General features: G+C 46.6%; 14 protein-coding genes. 6 read left to right on the top strand and 8 right to left on the bottom strand.

Going from position 1 to position 17,075, the window contains the following annotated elements:
• Nucleotides 1-10: 10 nt before the first annotated feature.
• On the bottom strand, nucleotides 11-670 hold the full coding sequence (locus tag G9X62_RS04755) for a 5-oxoprolinase subunit PxpA (RefSeq protein ID WP_223131629.1): 660 nt from the start codon (nucleotides 668-670) through the stop codon (nucleotides 11-13).
• A gap of 279 nt (nucleotides 671-949) precedes the next feature.
• On the opposite strand from G9X62_RS04755, the gene G9X62_RS04750 reads away from it, so the two are divergent.
• Nucleotides 950-1,318 carry a four helix bundle protein gene (locus G9X62_RS04750; protein ID WP_223131628.1) on the top strand — a complete coding sequence of 123 codons (369 nt, stop codon included), beginning with the start codon at nucleotides 950-952 and terminating at the stop codon, nucleotides 1,316-1,318.
• Between the two features lie 161 nt (nucleotides 1,319-1,479).
• On the opposite strand, the gene pdhA is transcribed toward G9X62_RS04750, so the two are convergent.
• Nucleotides 1,480-2,490 carry a pyruvate dehydrogenase (acetyl-transferring) E1 component subunit alpha gene (pdhA, locus tag G9X62_RS04745; protein ID WP_223131627.1) on the bottom strand — a complete coding sequence of 337 codons (1,011 nt, stop codon included), beginning with the start codon at nucleotides 2,488-2,490 and terminating at the stop codon, nucleotides 1,480-1,482.
• Between the two features lie 113 nt (nucleotides 2,491-2,603).
• On the opposite strand from pdhA, the gene recF reads away from it, so the two are divergent.
• From recF to madM, 4 genes are all read left to right on the top strand, one after another.
• Nucleotides 2,604-3,686 (top strand): DNA replication/repair protein RecF, encoded by a 1,083-nt coding sequence (gene recF, locus G9X62_RS04740; RefSeq protein WP_223131626.1) that lies wholly within the window; start codon nucleotides 2,604-2,606, stop codon nucleotides 3,684-3,686.
• 354 nt (nucleotides 3,687-4,040) lie between these two features.
• Nucleotides 4,041-5,528 carry an acyl-CoA synthetase gene (locus tag G9X62_RS04735; RefSeq protein ID WP_223131625.1) on the top strand — a complete coding sequence of 496 codons (1,488 nt, stop codon included), beginning with the start codon at nucleotides 4,041-4,043 and terminating at the stop codon, nucleotides 5,526-5,528.
• 1 nt (nucleotide 5,529) lies between these two features.
• A complete protein-coding gene (madL, locus tag G9X62_RS04730; RefSeq protein WP_223131624.1) occupies nucleotides 5,530-5,889 on the top strand; it encodes a malonate transporter subunit MadL in 360 nt (119 codons plus the stop codon).
• Complete coding sequence (madM, locus tag G9X62_RS04725; protein WP_223131623.1) at nucleotides 5,889-6,650, top strand: malonate transporter subunit MadM; 762 nt, start codon at nucleotides 5,889-5,891, stop codon at nucleotides 6,648-6,650. The genes madL and madM overlap by 1 nt, the downstream gene beginning before the upstream one ends.
• 308 nt (nucleotides 6,651-6,958) lie before the next feature.
• Here madM and G9X62_RS04720 read toward each other — a convergent pair whose 3' ends face one another.
• Both G9X62_RS04720 and G9X62_RS04715 read right to left on the bottom strand, forming a co-directional pair.
• Entirely contained in the window at nucleotides 6,959-8,674 is a 1,716-nt protein-coding gene (locus G9X62_RS04720) for an FAD-dependent oxidoreductase (RefSeq protein ID WP_223131622.1), read from the bottom strand.
• An 18-nt stretch (nucleotides 8,675-8,692) separates the two neighbouring features.
• On the bottom strand, nucleotides 8,693-9,298 hold the full coding sequence (locus G9X62_RS04715; protein ID WP_261345552.1) for a gluconate 2-dehydrogenase subunit 3 family protein: 606 nt from the start codon (nucleotides 9,296-9,298) through the stop codon (nucleotides 8,693-8,695).
• 113 nt (nucleotides 9,299-9,411) lie between these two features.
• Here G9X62_RS04715 and G9X62_RS04710 point away from each other — a divergent pair, with 113 nt between their 5' ends.
• A complete protein-coding gene (locus G9X62_RS04710) occupies nucleotides 9,412-10,650 on the top strand; it encodes an aminotransferase class V-fold PLP-dependent enzyme (protein WP_223131621.1) in 1,239 nt (412 codons plus the stop codon).
• Here G9X62_RS04710 and G9X62_RS04705 read toward each other — a convergent pair.
• Genes G9X62_RS04705 through G9X62_RS04690 form a run of 4 tightly spaced genes read right to left on the bottom strand, consistent with a single transcriptional unit; the run spans nucleotide 10,631 to nucleotide 17,074 of the window.
• Nucleotides 10,631-11,674: a lactonase family protein gene (locus G9X62_RS04705; protein ID WP_223131620.1), complete on the bottom strand. Its 1,044-nt coding sequence runs from the start codon at nucleotides 11,672-11,674 to the stop codon at nucleotides 10,631-10,633. The genes G9X62_RS04710 and G9X62_RS04705 overlap by 20 nt on opposite strands.
• Nucleotides 11,671-14,709 (bottom strand): efflux RND transporter permease subunit, encoded by a 3,039-nt coding sequence (locus G9X62_RS04700; protein WP_223131619.1) that lies wholly within the window; start codon nucleotides 14,707-14,709, stop codon nucleotides 11,671-11,673. The genes G9X62_RS04705 and G9X62_RS04700 overlap by 4 nt, the downstream gene beginning before the upstream one ends.
• Before the next feature lie 2 nt (nucleotides 14,710-14,711).
• The gene (locus G9X62_RS04695) at nucleotides 14,712-15,752 is read right to left on the bottom strand and encodes an efflux RND transporter periplasmic adaptor subunit (RefSeq protein WP_223131618.1); all 1,041 of its coding nucleotides are present in this window, start codon (nucleotides 15,750-15,752) and stop codon (nucleotides 14,712-14,714) included.
• Nucleotides 15,752-17,074 carry a TolC family protein gene (locus tag G9X62_RS04690; protein WP_223131617.1) on the bottom strand — a complete coding sequence of 441 codons (1,323 nt, stop codon included), beginning with the start codon at nucleotides 17,072-17,074 and terminating at the stop codon, nucleotides 15,752-15,754. The genes G9X62_RS04695 and G9X62_RS04690 overlap by 1 nt, the downstream gene beginning before the upstream one ends.
• Between the last annotated feature and the right edge of the window lies 1 nt (nucleotide 17,075).

The raw sequence follows: 17,075 nt of genomic DNA, 5'->3' as shown, positions 1-17,075 counted from the left end.
CGCTTCGCCTTTAGCTATGGAGCTTCGCTTTCAGTGCTTTCGCGAACTCTAACGCATGAGGGCCGTCACCATGGATACACCAGGTGTCGGCCTTTATTTTTTCCACCTGATCTAGCACATCATGAACGTCTGTAAAGCAAGCTCCAGGCTGACTGCGCGGAGTTAAGGATCCATCACTTTCATAGCGACGATCGGCAAAAGCCTCTTCTGCTGTTTGTAGGCCCATTGCCTGTGCAACTTCGATCGACTGGCTGCCTTTCAGTCCGAATAAAATTAGGTCTCCATTCACCTCCATTACCGCTTTCGCAATGGCCTTTGCGACGTCAGGATTTTTTGCCGAAGTATTATATAAGGCACCGTGTGGCTTCACGTGATTTAGCGTTCCACCTGCAGTTTTTACGATTTGATTTAGTATTTCAATCTGCTTTTTAACCAGTAAATAGATTTCCTCTGGGCTCAGTTCAATCTCTTTTCTTCCAAAATTCTCGCGATCTAAATAGGACGGATGTGCTCCCATTTTTACGCCATGACGTATACACAAAGCTACTGTTTCGCGCATGGTAAACGAATCTCCGGCATGAAATCCGCAGGCAATATTTGCTTCGTCGATGTAGGGCATGAGTGCGGCATCATTTCCAATGCCTTCGCCAAGGTCGCAGTTTAGAGTCATATTTAGTCGCCACTTCGTGGCTTAGTCAAAGAGTCGTGACTTCGTCACTTAGTCAAAGAGTCGCTGCTTCGCAGCTTAGTCAAAGAGTCGTGACTTCGTCACTTAGTCAAAGAGTCGCTGCTTCGCAGCTTAGTCAAAGAGTCGTGACTTCGTCACTTAGTCAAAGAGTCGCTGCTTCGCAGCTTAGTCATCGCTTCGCGATTTAGTCGCCTTTGGACTTAGTCGTTTATCAAGTTACTGTTACAATAATAATTAAAAATCGTGTAATCTTGATGAACTATGAGAATATACCATTTTGAAGAAATTGAGGCTTGGAAAAAGTCTCAAATCGTCGCAGTTGAGATTTATAAAGTACTTCAGTTAAATGTAGATTACGGATTTAAAAACCAAATCCAGCGAGCTGCAATCTCCATTTCTAATAATATAGCGGAGGGTTTTGAAAGAGGTTCAGATGCGGATTTTCGACGCTTTTTGTTTATTGCATTAGGGTCATCTAGTGAGGTAAAATCGATGCTTTATATTGCTTGCCAGTTAAACTATATAACATATGAACAGGCTAATCAATTGCAAAAAGATCTGGTTGAAATTTCTCTACTGATTAAAGGTTTCATTCGAATTCTTGATAAAAGTGGCTATCGATTGAATTGATATTGTATCAAAAAAAGCTCATCCGACTTTGCGAATGAGCTTTTGACTTAATGACTAAATCGCGAAGCGATGACTAAGACGAAGTCGACTTAGCTGCGAAGCAGCGACTTTTTGACTAAGCTGCGATGCAGCGATTTTTTGACTAAGCTGCGAAGCAGCGACTACTCTTCTATAAAAGGATAATTCTCTTCGACATACACATCTTTGTAAGCCTCTGATTTATCTGGGAATGGAGATGCTTCTGCAAAATCAACAGATTCTTGAACTTGAACCTTGATTTTAGCATCGATCTCGTCTAATTCTGCTTGCGTTAAGATATTGTGCTCTAAGATCGTATACTTCACCTGTTCGATTGGGTCACGGTCTTTGTAAGCCTCTACCTCTTCTTTAGAACGGTATTTTTGTGGATCAGACATCGAGTGACCTCTGTAACGATAGGTTCTGAATTCTAAGAACGTAGGACCTTCTCCGGCACGAGCTCTAGCTGCTGCACGAGATACTGCCTCGTGAACCGCTTCCACATTCATGGCATCCACTGGCTCAGATGGCATATCGTATGCTTCTCCGATTTTGTAGAGTTCCGTTACGTTAGAGGTACGAGCTACGGATGTTCCCATCGCGTAACCGTTATTTTCTACGACGAAAATTGCAGGTAATTTCCAAGTCATCGCCATGTTAAATGCCTCGTGTAAAGCACCTTGACGAACTGCACCATCACCAAAATAGGTGATCGAAACATTACCCGTTTTATTGTATTTCTCTGCGAAGGCAAGACCAGCACCTAAAGGGATTTGAGCCCCTACGATACCATGGCCCCCTACGAAACCTACCTCTTTGTCGAAGATGTGCATGGAGCCACCTTTTCCTTTTGAAGCACCAGTGATTTTACCGTATAATTCAGCCATAATTGCGTTAGGAGAGGTTCCTAATGCCAAAGGGATACCGTGGTCACGATACGCTGTGATATATTTATCGCCTTCTTGTAGGGCAGATTTTGAACCAGAAGAACAAGCCTCTTGTCCAATATATAAGTGACAGAAGCCTTTAATTTTCTGCATTCCGTACAACTGACCGCATTTCTCTTCGAATTTGCGTTGTAATTGCATGGATTCGTACCAATACTTGTAAGTCTCTTTAGAATACTTGGGCGCGTCTGCGTTTTTCTTTGCCATCTTCTTGATAGAATATTTTTAAAGCGGTATGCCGGGTTAATTCCGGCGCTAATCCCTGCAAAATTAGTACAAAATCTTTATTTTTACACGCTTTTAATCGCATTCCTACATCCATGCATCTCAAATCTCTTCAGGTAAATCAGTTTAAATCCTATGAGGAGGCTAGATTTAGCTTTATTTCGGAGATTAATTGCATTGTAGGGGAGAATGGGATTGGGAAAACGAATCTGTTGGACGCCATCCATTTCCTTTCGATGACGAAAAGTGCGCGGGGGATTTCGGATCAGCTTTGCATCAAACATACGCAGGATTTTTTTCGGGTACAGGGAGATTTTGTCGATACTCAGGATCGCGAAACCCAGATTACCTGTGTTTTTCAGAAGGGGGCCAAAAAGCAATTCCTCCGCGATGACAAACCCTATCCACGCTTAGCGGACCACATCGGCCACTTCCCAGTGGTTTTAATGGATCCACACGACACCGATTTAGTCCGTGAGGGAAGTGAAGAACGTCGCCGTTTCTTTGACGGGATGATGTCTCAGCTCGACCGCAACTTTCTGGATCAATTATTACGTTACAACCGCATCGTCCAGCAACGCAATGTATTATTAAAGCAATTCGCTGAGCGCGGCCAGGTCGATCGCCTCCATTTAGATAGTTACCACGCGCCCTTAGTAGAACTAGGGGAATCGCTTGCAAAAGCCCGAAAGGAATTCCTCGAGGTCTTTTTACCTAGTTTTAAATTTCATTATTCCAAACTTTCTGACGACCGGGAGGAGGTCGACATTCAGCTCGAATCTACTTTCGAAGCTGGGGGCTTTGACGCGGCGCTGCGCGCCGCGGAACCGCTGGATTTGTCCGCGCAGCGAACATCCATCGGAATTCATCGAGATGAATTTGATTTTAAAATCAATGGCTACTCCTTGCGCAAATTTGGCTCCCAAGGTCAGCAAAAATCCTTCGTCGTCGCGCTAAAACTGGCACAATTCGACTCCCTCGTAGCCGCCAAACCTCGCAAACCCCTCTTGCTCCTCGACGACATCTTCGACAAACTCGATGACCGCCGCATCCAGCGTTTGGTCCAAATGATGGCAGAAGAGCACTTTGGCCAAGTCTTCATCACCGACGCCAGACCAGAAAGGACGAAGAAATTGCTGAAGGATTTGAAGGGGAATATTCATTATATCACACTTTAGTCGCCGCTTTGCGGCTTAGTCATCGCTTCGCGATTTAGTCACGACTGCGTCGTTTAGTCGCCGCTTCGCGGCTTAGTCACCTCTACGAGGTTTAGTCGCCGCTTTGCGGCTTAGTCATCGCTTCGCGATTTAGTCACGACTGCGTCGTTTAGTCGCCGCTTCGCGGCTTAGTCACATAGCGACGACCCTTTGACCAAGTCCGCAGGACGACTAAGACGAAGTCGACTAAGTCACGCAGTGACGACTAAAATGCGAAGCATTGACTAAACGACAAAGTCGTGACCAAGTCCGCATGACGACTAAGCGACAAAGTCGCGACTTATTTCCTATCTTTGAACAAACCTATTCAACCCTATGATATCCATTTTTGCCCAAGCTGAGAAGCACCTGGAGAAGACAGCCATTATTTCGGATGGTACAAATTATACCTATTCCCAGCTTTTAGATGCCTCGAAAGCCTTCGCTTCTACCTTATTAGATAAAAATACGGACCTAAATGAAGCCCGAGTTGCCTATATGGTGAACCCTGGTTTTGATTATGTGCGAGTGCAGTGGGGGATTTGGCGCGCTGGCGGCGTCGCTGTTCCGCTTTGTTTGACCTATCCGTTGCCCTCTTTGCGCTATACGATTGAGAATTCTGGCTCGAGCATTGTGGTCGTGAGTCCAGAATACAAGGAACTACTAAATCCACTCTGCGAAGAGCTAGGATTACGCTTACTGACTACTGACGACTGTCCACTGGCTACTGACCACTGTCTACTGCCCACTTTCCCTGACTCCCGCCGTGCCATGATGCTCTATACCTCTGGTACGACGAATTTGCCTAAAGGAGTGGTGTCCACGCACGCGAATTTGAATGCCCAAATTTCGACTTTGATCGATGCTTGGCGTTGGAGTTCCTCGGATTATTCGATCTGTATTTTGCCGCTGCACCACATTCACGGGGTGATTAATATCGTTTCTTGCTCGCTTTGGGCAGGGGCGACTTGCCAGTTTTTGCCTAGTTTTTCGGCGGAAGCGCTGTTCGATATTTTCAAAAAAGGTCAGTTGAACGTCTTCATGGCCGTTCCCACGATTTATTATAAGTTGATTACGCATTGGGAATCGTTGTCTGAGGTGGACCAAAAAGAGATGACCCGCATTATGTCCAAATTCAGACTCATGATCTCGGGATCTGCGGCGCTGCCTGTCTCTGTGATGGAACGCTGGAAGACGATTAGCGAACATAGTCTCTTGGAGCGTTATGGCATGACCGAAATCGGGATGGCCTTGAGTAATCCATACGACGGTCCGCGCGTTCCAGGTCACGTGGGATATCCACTTCCGGGCGTTCAGGTGCGTTTAGCGGATGAAGAGGATAACGTTATTCCGGGTACGGAGATAGGAGAGATTCAGGTCAAAGGGCCAAATGTCTTCAACGAATACTGGCAAAAACCAGAATCCACAGCTGAATCATTTACCAAGGATGGTTTCTTCAAAACTGGGGACATCGCAACGATGGACGAGCTGGGAGGCTACCGGATTTTGGGCCGAAACTCCGTCGACATCATCAAGTCAGGAGGCTACAAAATTTCGGCTTTGGAAATCGAAGAAGTCCTCCGAACCTACCCCGGAATCGATGATTGCTGCGTCGTAGGCGTCGAAAATGACGAATGGGGAGAGCTCGTAAGCGCTGCCATCGTCTGCAAAGAAGACCTCGACACGAAAGCCTTAAATGCCTGGATGCGTGAGCAAATGCCCGCTTATAAAACCCCTCGGGCCTACCACCGTTTGCCAGAATTGCCTCGCAACGCGATGGGTAAAGTCACGAAAAAAGACGTCGTTAACCTAATCAAAAACTAATATGCTATTACGCGGAGTTGCCTTATTAGCTGCCTGTTTCGTTTCAGGCCAAATCCTGGGAGAAACCCTCGGTCGTCTTTTGGGAATCCAAGCCAATGTAGGTGGCGTCGGATTTGCGATGCTTTTCCTGATTTTATCTCAAAACGAGCTCGAAAAACGCGGCCTCTTCCACCTCGAAATGGGTGAGGGCGTTAACTTTTGGTCCAAAATGTACATCCCCATCATCGTGGCCATGTCTTCCGTCCAAAACGTCCGTGTCGCCTTCTCTAACGGCCTACTCGCTCTTTTGGTAGGTATCATTCCCGTCATCGCTTGCCTCGCCTTAATGCCTTTTTTATCTAAACTAGCGCCCAAAGACTAATGGAATATATCATCACCTTCCTCGACAAAAACGGCCTAGTCTTCGCATTTCTCGTAACAGGCCTCATCATGTATTTTTCGGAGGGAATCTCCAAAACCCTCACCCGCGGCAAAATCCCCGGCTCTGCTATTTCCATCTTCATGGGTTTAGTTTTGGCCTATTTCGCTGGCCTTGAAACCTTGGGCAAAAAAGGGATTGCCGATATCCCCGGTTTCTCCGGCTTTGATCTACTAGGTGGCCCTATGTTCCGCGATTTCGCCATCGTCTCTACCGCGATGGGCGCCAGCTTCGCCATCATCAAAAAGACCGGCCTCATCGGAGTCCTTTCCTTGTTTTTGGGCGTCATCATCTCTTTCGCAGCCGGCGTAATCATCGCCTATGCCATGGGAATCACAGACGCCGAAAGCCTTACCACTATCGGTGCCGGTGCCTGTACTTTCGTCGTAGGTCCTGTGACCGGAACTGCCTTAGGAGCAAGTTCTGATATCATCGCCATCAGTATCGCGGCAGGAGTAGTGAAATCGATTTTAGTGACCATTGGAACCCCTCTAATCGCCCCTTACATTGGTTTGAAAACACCACAATCGGCGATGATTTTTGGCGGACTCATGGGAACTACCAGCGGAACCGCTGCCGGTCTAGCTGCAACAGATCCTAAACTGGTTCCTTATGGCGCGATGACTGCTACTTTCTATACCGGATTGGGTTGTTTGATGTGTCCGTCGGTGCTTTATTTTGCAATGAGGATTATTCTTAATTAGTAGTAACCAGTAGCCAGTGGTCAGTAGCCAGGGATGAGGAAATTGCAGAGTAGATAATTTCTAATCTACCTTTTTTGTCTACTGTCTACTGTCTACTGTCTACTGTCTACTGACCACTGTCTACTGAGAATTGACACTTTCTGTCAATACCTGAAAACCCCTCTCAATACCTCGCGCTTATTTTTACACCATACAGCCTTCAGGTACCGCAAACCCACATTCCATAAAAATAGGGTGACAGAATCTGCCACCCTATTTAAATCACTGACAACTGGCCACTGACCACTGTCTACTGTTCGCAAAGCGAACTATAAATTTCTCTTCTTCAACTCATTCACCGCGAAGTCAGCTGCACGAGCAGTCATCGCCATGTAGGTTAAGGAAGGATTCACGCAAGAAGCAGACGCCATCACTGCACCATCCGTCATGAACACGTTTTTAACCTCGTGTACTTGGTTGTGCTTGTTAACGATTGAGTTCTTCACGGATGTACCCATACGAGCCGTACCCATTTCGTGAATACCTAAACCAATGTGTGTGTCTTGCTTGTTGTATGCGTTGATGTTTTTGAAACCAGCCGCCTCTAACATAGTTGCCGCCTCGTTCATCATATCTTCACGCATTTGTAATTCGTTTTGGCCAAAGCTTGCCGAGAATTCCAAGATCGGTAAACCCCACTTATCTTTTTGTGCACCTAGAACGAAACGGTTCTCTGGGTTTGGAAGAATTTCTCCAAAACCTCCAAAACCTACGGTCCATTGTCCCGGGTGTGTTAAGCTCTCTTTGAACTCAGCGCCGAAGCCATCTGCTCCTACGCCACGGCCCCAACCTTCGCGGCTCGCGCCACCTTGGTATCCGAAACCACGTGAATAAGAACGCTTGTCTTTGCCCCAGTTTTGGAAACGAGGAATATATAAACCGTTCGGACGATTTCCGAACATGTAATCTTTCTCAAAACCTTCGATTGTTGCACTTGCACCCGCACCTAAGTGGTGGTCCATGATGTTACGACCTAATTGATCTGAATCGTTTCCTAAACCGTTTTGGTAACGATTCGACTTCGAGTTCATTAAAATCGATGTAGAACCGATTGCACCCGCGTTCACGAAGATGATTTTTGCGAAATATTCTTTCGACTCCATTGTGTTTTGATCGATTACGCGAACACCTTTGGCCTTTTGCGTAGACTCATCATAAATGATCTCCGCAGCAATTGCATTGTGAATCATCGTTAAACGACCTGTACGCATCGCAGCAGGTAAAGTTGCTGATAATGACGAGAAGTAAGCGCCGTAAGGGCAACCGCGCATACACTTGTTACGGTAGTTACAAGAAGAACGACCTAAGTCTGTATGTTGTTTGCCTGGCTTTGTTAAGTGAGCCACACGACCTACCGTTACTGGACGGCCTAATTTCTTATTGACTGCATTTTTGAAGTGAACTTCAGGAGCAGTCATTTGCATCGCTGGTAAGAAATCTGAATCCGGTAACACGTCTAAGCCTTCCGCTTGACCTGAAATACCTGCAAATTTCTCTACATATGAATACCAAGGAGCTAAATCATCATAGCCGATAGGCCACGGAGTACCGACACCTTCTTTTTCGTTCGCTAAGAAGTCTTCGCGGTTCCAACGATATGTTTGGCGACCCCACAAAAGAGATTTACCTCCCGTGTGATATGCACGAATCCAGTCGAATCCCCCTTTTTTCTCGATGTAAGGATTTTGCTTATCGTTTTCGAATAAATAGCGGTGTTCTTCAGCGGGTGTGTAGCCTGTACGCATACCTGCCCAATATTCTTCAGCAGCCATATTCGTAGGACGACCACGGTGATCAAATTCCCAAGGGTTTTTCATCGCCGTTTCGTAGCCTTCGATGTGCTTGATCTCGCGACCACGCTCTAAAACTGCTACTTTTAAGCCTTTTTCTGTTAATTCTTTGGCAGCCCAACCTCCGGAGATACCGGATCCGATGACGATTGCGTCAAACGTTTGGCCTTTAATTGCATCTATATTCAGATTCATTTTTTCTAATTTTTCAGATTAATACACGAAAGATTTTTGAGTCGGCTTCATATCCGTAATCAACTCAAATTTGCCTGGAACTGGCTCGTAGATGAAAGAAGCTTGAATGCCTTTTTCAGATGTGTAGTATCCTAAAAGCGTTAATTCTTTCATCAATCTCCAGAAAGGAACGCCATTAGCGCCTTCTAAAGTGTCTTTATCTACGTTATCGCCCACTTTGATTCGCTTCTGAGAATAGCTCTTCATTAAATCTTTTGTGTTCGCCTCTAATAAAGTCAACATCGCCACTTGGCCAGCAGCAGGTTGTGCTAAGAAATTAGCTTTCGCTAAGTCGCTCACCCCTTTTAGGAAGCTGTTGTGTTCTGGTTTTTTGTAGCAATCTTTTAACATCATTTCGATGAAAGCGGGAACACCTGCATCGATAGCACCTGGCGTAGACGTTCTTGGAATAATATGTTCAGCGACAGCTGAGACGATTTGACGTTGCGCATCTGTTAGGCTAAAATCTGCTGCAACGATGGAGGTATTGCCTTTTCTCACATCCATAGCCATTAAAGTAGGAGCTGTGAAAGCACCCCCTAACAACAAGGCGATTTGAGAGATGGCATCTCTTCTTTTCATCATGAGTTTTATGTTAAATTGTTCTAGGTAATCGCCTAATATGAGGCGGAAAACAAATTTAATCACATTCTTCATTATTCAAGGGCAAAATGTGATTTTTTTGCTAATTTTCTACCATGAATAAACGCACTTTCCTTAAAGCCTGCACACTTTTGGGGGCTTCGGCGCCTTGGTTTTCGTATGCCAAAACCCAAACAGTCGAATCACTCGCTTCAGACGAAGATTTTTGGGAGGGAATCCGCGGAGGATATAAGCTGAGTCCAGACTTCATTAACCTGGAAAGTGGTTATTATAACATTACTCCGGAGGCTACTTTGGAGAAATACTTTCAGTACATTCGCAAAGTCAACGCCCAAGGAGCCTATTACATGCGGACGGTACAATTCGACAATAAAAAACGCATCGCCGCACGCGTTGCTCGACTTGTAGGCTGCCCGGAAGACACTCTAGTGTTAACCCGAAACACTACCGAATCTCTTGACACGATCATCAGCGGTTTTCCTTGGAAAGCAGGCGATGAGGCGATCTTTGCGATCCAGGATTATGGGGCGATGCAAGACATGTTTAAGCAGGTGGCGAGACGCCAGGGAATTGTCTTGAAGATAATTTCACTACCCATTAACCCGGCCTCAGATCAGGAAATTGTGGATTTATATGCCAAAGCCATCACCGATAAAACCAAGCTCATCATGGTATGTCACCTGGTGAATGTGACGGGTCAAATCAATCCGATTCGCCAAATCTGCGATATGGCCCACGCCCGAGGAGTCGAAGTGATGGTCGATGGGGCACACGCCGTGGCGCAAATTCAATTCAAAATTTCAGACCTGAATTGCGACTATTATGGGGCGAGTTTGCACAAGTGGCTGGCGGTGCCTTTGGGTGTAGGCATTTTGCACGTGCGAAAAGAAAAGATTCCTCAAATCTGGCCTTTGCTGGCTGAAGAAGGCGTTCCTGTGACCGATATAGCACACCTAAATCACGTAGGGACGATTCCCGTTTATACAGATTTAGCGGTCGATGACGCCATCGATTTCTACGAAAAATTGGGACCAGCTAGAAAGGAAGAACGCTTGCGGTATTTACAAAATTACTGGACCACGAAGGTCCGCCCGATTCCACGCGTTAGATTGCACCATCCGGCGGATCCCACGAAATCCTGTGCCATTGCGAATGTGGGAATTGAGGGCATCAAACCATCGATATTAGCGGAGCGCTTGATGAAAGAATACAAGATATTCACCGTTGCCATCGATGGAGGCAATATTCATGGTTGCAGAATCACCCCCAATGTCTTTACGACATTGAAGGAACTCGACATATTAGTGAAGGCAATTAGCGAATTAGCAAGCTAACGGGGGATTTGGCCAAAATATCTTGGTGGCTGTCTTTTAGTGATCCAGTTTTGTCGTCGAAGTGAAACACCTGCACGCGGTCTTCCTCTTGACTCGCTACTAACACAAAATTGCCTGATGGATCGAAGGTGAAATTGCGGGGGATTTTGGCTACGTTTTGGTGAAATACACGTGTTAATTGTCCGTCTGCTTCAATCTTAAATACCACGACTTGATTGCTTGAGATTCGGTTAGAGGACATCAGCCATTTGCCGTTCGGCGAAATATGGATGTCTGCGGAGCCTTTCACTTTTGTGGCCGATGTGTCAGCGGGAATGCTTTGGATTTTATTCAATTGCGAGCCTTTCACGGCAAACACATCCACATCCGAACTCAACTCGTTCAATAAATAAGCACGATCGCCTTTCGCATTGAAACGAATGTGGCGAGGTCCGTTGCCGGAGGTGAGGGCGATTTCTGCGCGACCCTCCGCGAGGCGTCCATCCGCTAAAATCGCATGCGCATAGATCTTATCCGAGCCCAAATCCGTCACAAATAACGTATTTTGATCAGGAGAAAGAGCGACCATGTGGGCGTGGGCGCTGTTTTGGCGGTCCTTATTAACGCTGGAACCTGTGTAAGCGATGTATTGGGCTAATGGCTTCAGTCTGCCATTTGCCGTTTGAAACACGCTCACACTTCCGCCTGTATAGTTCGCTGTGTAAATCGTCTTCGATTTTTCCCGGTAGGTCAGATGGCAGGGGTGGTCGCCCTTCAGACTAAATTCGGTATTGATGGCCTCGTATTTTCCGTTGCGCATTTGGAAAGAGGAAACGCTCGCCTTGCCGTCGCCCTCTTCTGAGACAGAAAAAAGGTAATCCCCCGAAATGGCTTGGTAGGAAGCCTGAGGTACGGTTAGGGAATAGGATTTTGTGGCTGCTCCTGTCTTCGCATCCCAATTGAACACCTCGATGCCGGGATTACCTTTGGACGTATACGAACCTATAATCAGTTGCGGAAGCAGCAAAATCGTGCTCAAAGTCATATCGCTGGAGGGATTAATTTGTAAACTACCGGGGTCACGATGCGGGAGAGGAGGGTGGAGCTAATCAGTCCACCGATCATCACGATCGCGAGTGGTGAAATAAGGGGATTCGTGGAAATGGCGATGGGAATTAGACCGCCGATCGCCGTTAACGTAGTTAAAATAATCGGTAAGAAACGCACTTCGCCGGCCTCGCGGATGGCTTGTTCCATCGGCATACCTTCTGCGCGTAGCTGGTTCGTGAAATCCACCAACAAGATGGTATTTTTCACCTCAATACCGGCGAGAGCAATTAGTCCCACCGTCGCCACAAAGGAAAGCGGGGTTCCCGTAAACCACAGCGCTAAAAGGGCTCCCACGATTCCTAATGGAATCACAGAAAGTACAATCAAGGTACTCTTGAACGTTCCAAACTCGAGAATTAACACTGCGACAAAGAAGAAGATCGTCACTAATATGATCGTCCCAAAACCACTGAAACTCTCGTTTTTACTCTCCACTTCACCACCCATTTCGAAGTGGTATCCAGCAGGCAAGGCGATCTTCGCGAGACTCTTTTCAGTCTCCGCGATCACCTCGTTGTTCAAAAATCCTTTCTCCACAAATGAACTCACAGACACCAAACGATTCTTATTCAAGTGACTAATGCTGACGGGGGAAGTTTGCAATCTGACCGAAGCCACCTGACTTAGCGGAATTGCCGTTCCCTGCACATTATTCACATACAGGTTATCGAATACCTCCAGACTCGGGTGTTTTGGATGCGGCTTCGAAACCACAATCGCATATTCCTTACCCTCTTTGTCCGTCATTTTGCCCAAATCAAAACCGGCCACCACCAAGCGAATCATCCGGTCGATGCTCACCGTAGGAATCCCTAGCATGCTGGCTTTTTCCTTGTTGATATCGAATTTGATGTCCGATTTCAGGTTTTTCAACGGGTTTTTCACGTATATCGTGCCTTTCGTATTCTTTAGCATTGTTTCGACGCGGCTGGCGATTTGGCGCAACGTATCTACGTTATCCCCTAAAATACGGACCTCCACAGGGGCCACAACCGGCGGCCCTTGCTCGAAGTTTTTCACCTCGATGGTCGCGGCAGGATAGTTCGTGTATTTCGTGCGTAATTTCTCGATTAGGTTGATTTTCTCGTCAGCACCTAAGTCATCCTGCAGTTGGACGAACAAGTTTCCGTAATCGGTTCTGTCATTCAAAGGAATCGCATTATAATAGATACGTGGATTTCCTTTGCCCACGTTTGCAGAGACATATTTTACCTCGGGCAGCTTGCGCAGATCGCTTTCGATCAGTTTGGAAACCGAATCCGTGTAGGCCATATTCGACTGCAAGGGGCTGAAAATATTGACCATAAACTGTGGTTTTTCCGACGCCGGGAAAAGGCTAAATCCTACGACTGGGAAGAGTCGCAACGAAGCCACAAAGATGACAAGGGCGATCAGCAAAGTCGTTTTAGGACGAATAATTGCCCAATCTAGCAAACGAGAATAAGACCCCGAAATCAGCTTTTTCAACACCCGCATGAATAAATTTCCTTCTGGATTTCCCTGATGGGATTTCAGAATGCGGCTCGATAAAAACGGAACTACCGTCAACGAAACGACCAATGAAGCAACGATACAGAAAATCACCGCCATCGGAAGACTGCGGATGAATTCGCCAGACGCTTCCGGTAAAAATACCAAAGGTAAAAAGGCAATAATCAAGGTCACCGTGCAACCCAAAACCGCCATTCCTATCTGATTCGTTGCCTTTAAAGTTGCGTCTAATCGGCTGTGTCCCTCGCGCATCCAGCGCTCAATATTCTCCACCACCACGATGCTGTCATCCACTAGAAGTCCCAGTGCAACGACTAAACCCACAATACTCAGCTGGTTCAGGCTGTAGCCCATGATGTTCAAGAGGATAATTCCGATCGCTAAGGATAGCGGGATCGAAATCATCACGATGGAAGCGGCGCGTAAACCGAGCGGCAATAATGTTAATGCCACTAATAAAATGGCGATAATAAAGTCTTTCAATAGGCCACTGAGGCGGGTGTTGACGTTTTCGGCTTGGTCGAAATTCACGACTAAGTCGATGTTCTTCGGTAAGGTTTTCTTGAATTGGGCGATCACCGGTTCGTAAGCGGCCTGGGTTTTCGCGATGTTTTCGCCGGATTTTTGGGCGGCCGTCACGAATAGGCAGCGATTTTGGTTCAAGCGGGTGATGTGATTTTCGGGGGCGTAGTCAAAATAGACTTTGGCCACATCCGTTAACAGCACGTTTTTCCCTTGATACGAGAACACAATCGTGTTTTTAATCTCCTCAATGTTCTGGTAATTACCGGACGTGAGGATATTAAAGGACTTCGAATTTTCCACGATACTTCCGCCGGGAATGTTCGCGATTTCGCTTTGGATTGCTTGTAAAACACGTTCTGGCGAGACCTGCATTTGGGCCATCTTTTCGATGTTCAAATCGATCTTCACTTGTGATTCTGGCAAGCCAGAAATCGTCACTTTCTTCAAGGCAGTGACTTTCTCCAGATCCTCTTGAAGACGTTCAGCCGTGATTTTCAGTTGGTCCAGAGACGCATTGTTCGAAATCAGCGCCATCTGCAACACGTTCGTGCCCGATGGAGTGGCTTTTTGAGCCTCGAGTTTGATGACCTCTTTAGGTAATTCCCCCTTGATACTGTTCAATTCGCGAACAACCTCGGAGTATTTCTCGTCCACGTTCACGCCGTATTTATAATAGACCGCGAAAACCGCTAGGCCATCACTAATCGTCGTGTTGATCTTGCGTACATTTTCCAGTTCGTATAATCTTTTCTCGACCGGCTTCACCACCAGCTCCTCCATATCGTCCGGACTCGTTCCCGGGTAAACAGCGATAATAGGGAATTGAGGGGCATTCATATCCGGATCTTCTGCCCGGGGCATCGTCATAATCGTGACAATCCCCACGACCACGACCATCAAAAACATCGTGAGCGTAAATTGGTAATTCTTTACCGCGTAGTTAGCTATCTTCATAATTAGCGGACGATTTTAATGGCTGAACCTGCGTCTAAATAGGCATTTCCGCTCGTGATGAGTGATTTTGCATCTTCCAAACCTGCAGAAACAAATACCTTCCCGTGGTCAATACTCGAGATCTGGATCTTCACTTTCTCTGCGGTTTTACCGTCTTTCGTGATGAACACATAACCCTCCGTCGCATTTCCATCCAAAATCGCATCGTATGGAATCACCCAGGATTTAATCTGTTTCCGCGGACGAATTTTCGCTTTCCCAAAAAGCCCCGCCGCCAGCTGCGCTGTCGGCGCACCACTGATGCGTAAACTAACCCAAAGCGTCCCCGTCACCGGATCCACTCCCTCGGATTTGGCTAAAACAGACGCGTTAAAAGTCTTTCCTTCAGCCGCATCCAGCGTAATCTCCGCCGGATCTCCCGCCTGCGTCGCCGCCCAGTCGCGGTCGCTCAAACCCACTTTCAACACCCAATTACCCTTGTTTGCTCCGTTCAATAAAACGACTGGTGTTCCGGGTCCCACGACCTGGCCATCATTCGCTAATTTCTTCAACACAAAACCCGATTTTACGGCTCTGATTTCGGCATAACTCTGGTTAAACGCACCCGCATTATAGGCTTGTTGTGCGATTTCGAGGCCCGTTTTGGCATTTTGGAATTGCTCCAAAGTCGCCACGCTATCGCGGTACAAGTTCTTCGCTCTCGCGTGATCGCGTTGCGCTTTTTCGAGCATGATTTGGGCTTGCTGCACCTGCGCCTTGATTTCGGTCAGGTTTAGGCTGGCGATTAGTTGACCCGCTTTTACAGCATCGCCTTCTTTGACAAACACGTGCTGAATCACGCCGCCTATTTTGAAACCTAAATAGGTCTCATCTTCCGTCGTGAAGACGCCAGAAGCCTGGATGGGGCGGGTGATAGATTCTTGTTGCAAGGAAATCACGGAAACTGGAATGACATCGTTGGTCACCACAGCCACTTCTTTCTTCTTCGAAGAGCAAGCGGAAAATACCGTGATAAGGGAAATAAGTAGGCAGATCTTTTTCATTAGAGTGGGTAGCTAGCGGCTTCGCGCTCGTAAGCGGCAGCGGCGATTAATACGTTGAATTGTTTTAATTGGTAGTTGATTTGGGCGTTCATCCATTGATTTCTGGCGTCCACTGTTTCTAAATACGTGCTCACGCCCTCTTTATAGCCCTTTTCGATGAGGCGTAAATAAGCGGCGGCCGCCTCGTAGGATTTCGTGGAGGCCTGAAAGCTAACGATCGAAGATTGTACGTTCTTCTGAGCGATTTCGGTCGCCATATTAAACTGTTTCGTACTCAGATCCAACGCATTTTTCGCGGAGGCGATATCTAATTGCGTCTGTTTCACCTTGTACAAGTTACGTTTCCCGGAGAAGATCGGAATGTCCATTTGTAGGCCAAAGAAATAATAGCCACTCTTTGAGCTAATGTTATTTAACGTTGACTGAGATCCTAGATTCACAAAACCATTTAACTTAGGTAGGTAAAAGGACTCGTTCATTTTCAAAACGGTCTCCTGAATGTTGATTGATTTCGAAAGAAGCGATAATTCCTCACGAACGCCGGGCACCACCGAGTAAACACCTGCCACCGCTTTCTCAACCTCGAAATCAATGCGTATTTCAGCGCGTAATTCTCGGTTCAACAAGAAATTGAAATAGTATTGAGCCGCCTGTTCTTGCTTCACCGCATCCGCGATTTGTGCTTGGATGGTGGCGATTTCACTATCTGATCGCAATAGATAGGCGGGTAATCCTTTGCCGTTTGCTAACAGCTTTTCGTTTACCTTTTTGCCCTCTAACGCTAAATTTAGGCTGTTTTCATAGACTTTTACTAAACCTAAGCTGAGCAAATAATTATAATAAGCCGTCTTAATTTGCTTGACTAATTCACGCTTGTATAGGGAAACATCTTCGCGTTGTAGGCTGACCGTTTGCTCTTGGATTTGCTTGTTATAGCTGATGTCTTTGTTATACAGTGGCATCGTAGTTTGCACTTTCACGTCGTAGAAGTCGCGTGGGAAGAAATTCGTTTCCACGTTTGCAATCTGCGGAAAAGCGGTGCTTTTCGTTAATGCATTCAGCGTCGAATAGACCGGATTCAATAAATCGCCCACCGGGAAAGCGATGCTTCGACCACCCTCGCCACTTTGGTAACCGCCTTGGAAAGCGACGCTCGGTTGGTAGAGGCTTTGCGCCGTTTTCAAAGCAATCATCGCCTTTTCCACCTGGATGGATTTCTGTTGCAGCATGATGTTTTGTTGAAAAGCCGTGGCGACGTATTCGTCGAGGACGGACTTTTGGCCGAATAACGGCAACGCAAAAAGGAGTAATAAATATTTCATG

Source organism: Aquirufa lenticrescens, assembly GCF_019916085.1.
In the GTDB taxonomy this organism is placed as follows: domain Bacteria; phylum Bacteroidota; class Bacteroidia; order Cytophagales; family Spirosomataceae; genus Aquirufa; species Aquirufa lenticrescens.
The sequence above is the reverse complement of the archived record's forward strand: the minus strand, read 5'-3'. Positions and strand labels throughout refer to the sequence as shown.

What these genes read in the sequence shown, in the direction of transcription:
- G9X62_RS04755 (WP_223131629.1), bottom strand. Translation starts at nt 670, where the DNA reads ATGACTCTAAACTGCGACCTTGGCGAAGGCATTGGAAATGATGCCGCA.
- G9X62_RS04750 (WP_223131628.1), top strand. Translation starts at nt 950, where the DNA reads ATGAGAATATACCATTTTGAAGAAATTGAGGCTTGGAAAAAGTCTCAA.
- pdhA (WP_223131627.1), bottom strand. Translation starts at nt 2,490, where the DNA reads ATGGCAAAGAAAAACGCAGACGCGCCCAAGTATTCTAAAGAGACTTAC.
- recF (WP_223131626.1), top strand. Translation starts at nt 2,604, where the DNA reads ATGCATCTCAAATCTCTTCAGGTAAATCAGTTTAAATCCTATGAGGAG.
- G9X62_RS04735 (WP_223131625.1), top strand. Translation starts at nt 4,041, where the DNA reads ATGATATCCATTTTTGCCCAAGCTGAGAAGCACCTGGAGAAGACAGCC.
- madL (WP_223131624.1), top strand. Translation starts at nt 5,530, where the DNA reads ATGCTATTACGCGGAGTTGCCTTATTAGCTGCCTGTTTCGTTTCAGGC.
- madM (WP_223131623.1), top strand. Translation starts at nt 5,889, where the DNA reads ATGGAATATATCATCACCTTCCTCGACAAAAACGGCCTAGTCTTCGCA.
- G9X62_RS04720 (WP_223131622.1), bottom strand. Translation starts at nt 8,674, where the DNA reads ATGAATCTGAATATAGATGCAATTAAAGGCCAAACGTTTGACGCAATC.
- G9X62_RS04715 (WP_261345552.1), bottom strand. Translation starts at nt 9,298, where the DNA reads ATGATGAAAAGAAGAGATGCCATCTCTCAAATCGCCTTGTTGTTAGGG.
- G9X62_RS04710 (WP_223131621.1), top strand. Translation starts at nt 9,412, where the DNA reads ATGAATAAACGCACTTTCCTTAAAGCCTGCACACTTTTGGGGGCTTCG.
- G9X62_RS04705 (WP_223131620.1), bottom strand. Translation starts at nt 11,674, where the DNA reads ATGACTTTGAGCACGATTTTGCTGCTTCCGCAACTGATTATAGGTTCG.
- G9X62_RS04700 (WP_223131619.1), bottom strand. Translation starts at nt 14,709, where the DNA reads ATGAAGATAGCTAACTACGCGGTAAAGAATTACCAATTTACGCTCACG.
- G9X62_RS04695 (WP_223131618.1), bottom strand. Translation starts at nt 15,752, where the DNA reads ATGAAAAAGATCTGCCTACTTATTTCCCTTATCACGGTATTTTCCGCT.
- G9X62_RS04690 (WP_223131617.1), bottom strand. Translation starts at nt 17,074, where the DNA reads ATGAAATATTTATTACTCCTTTTTGCGTTGCCGTTATTCGGCCAAAAG.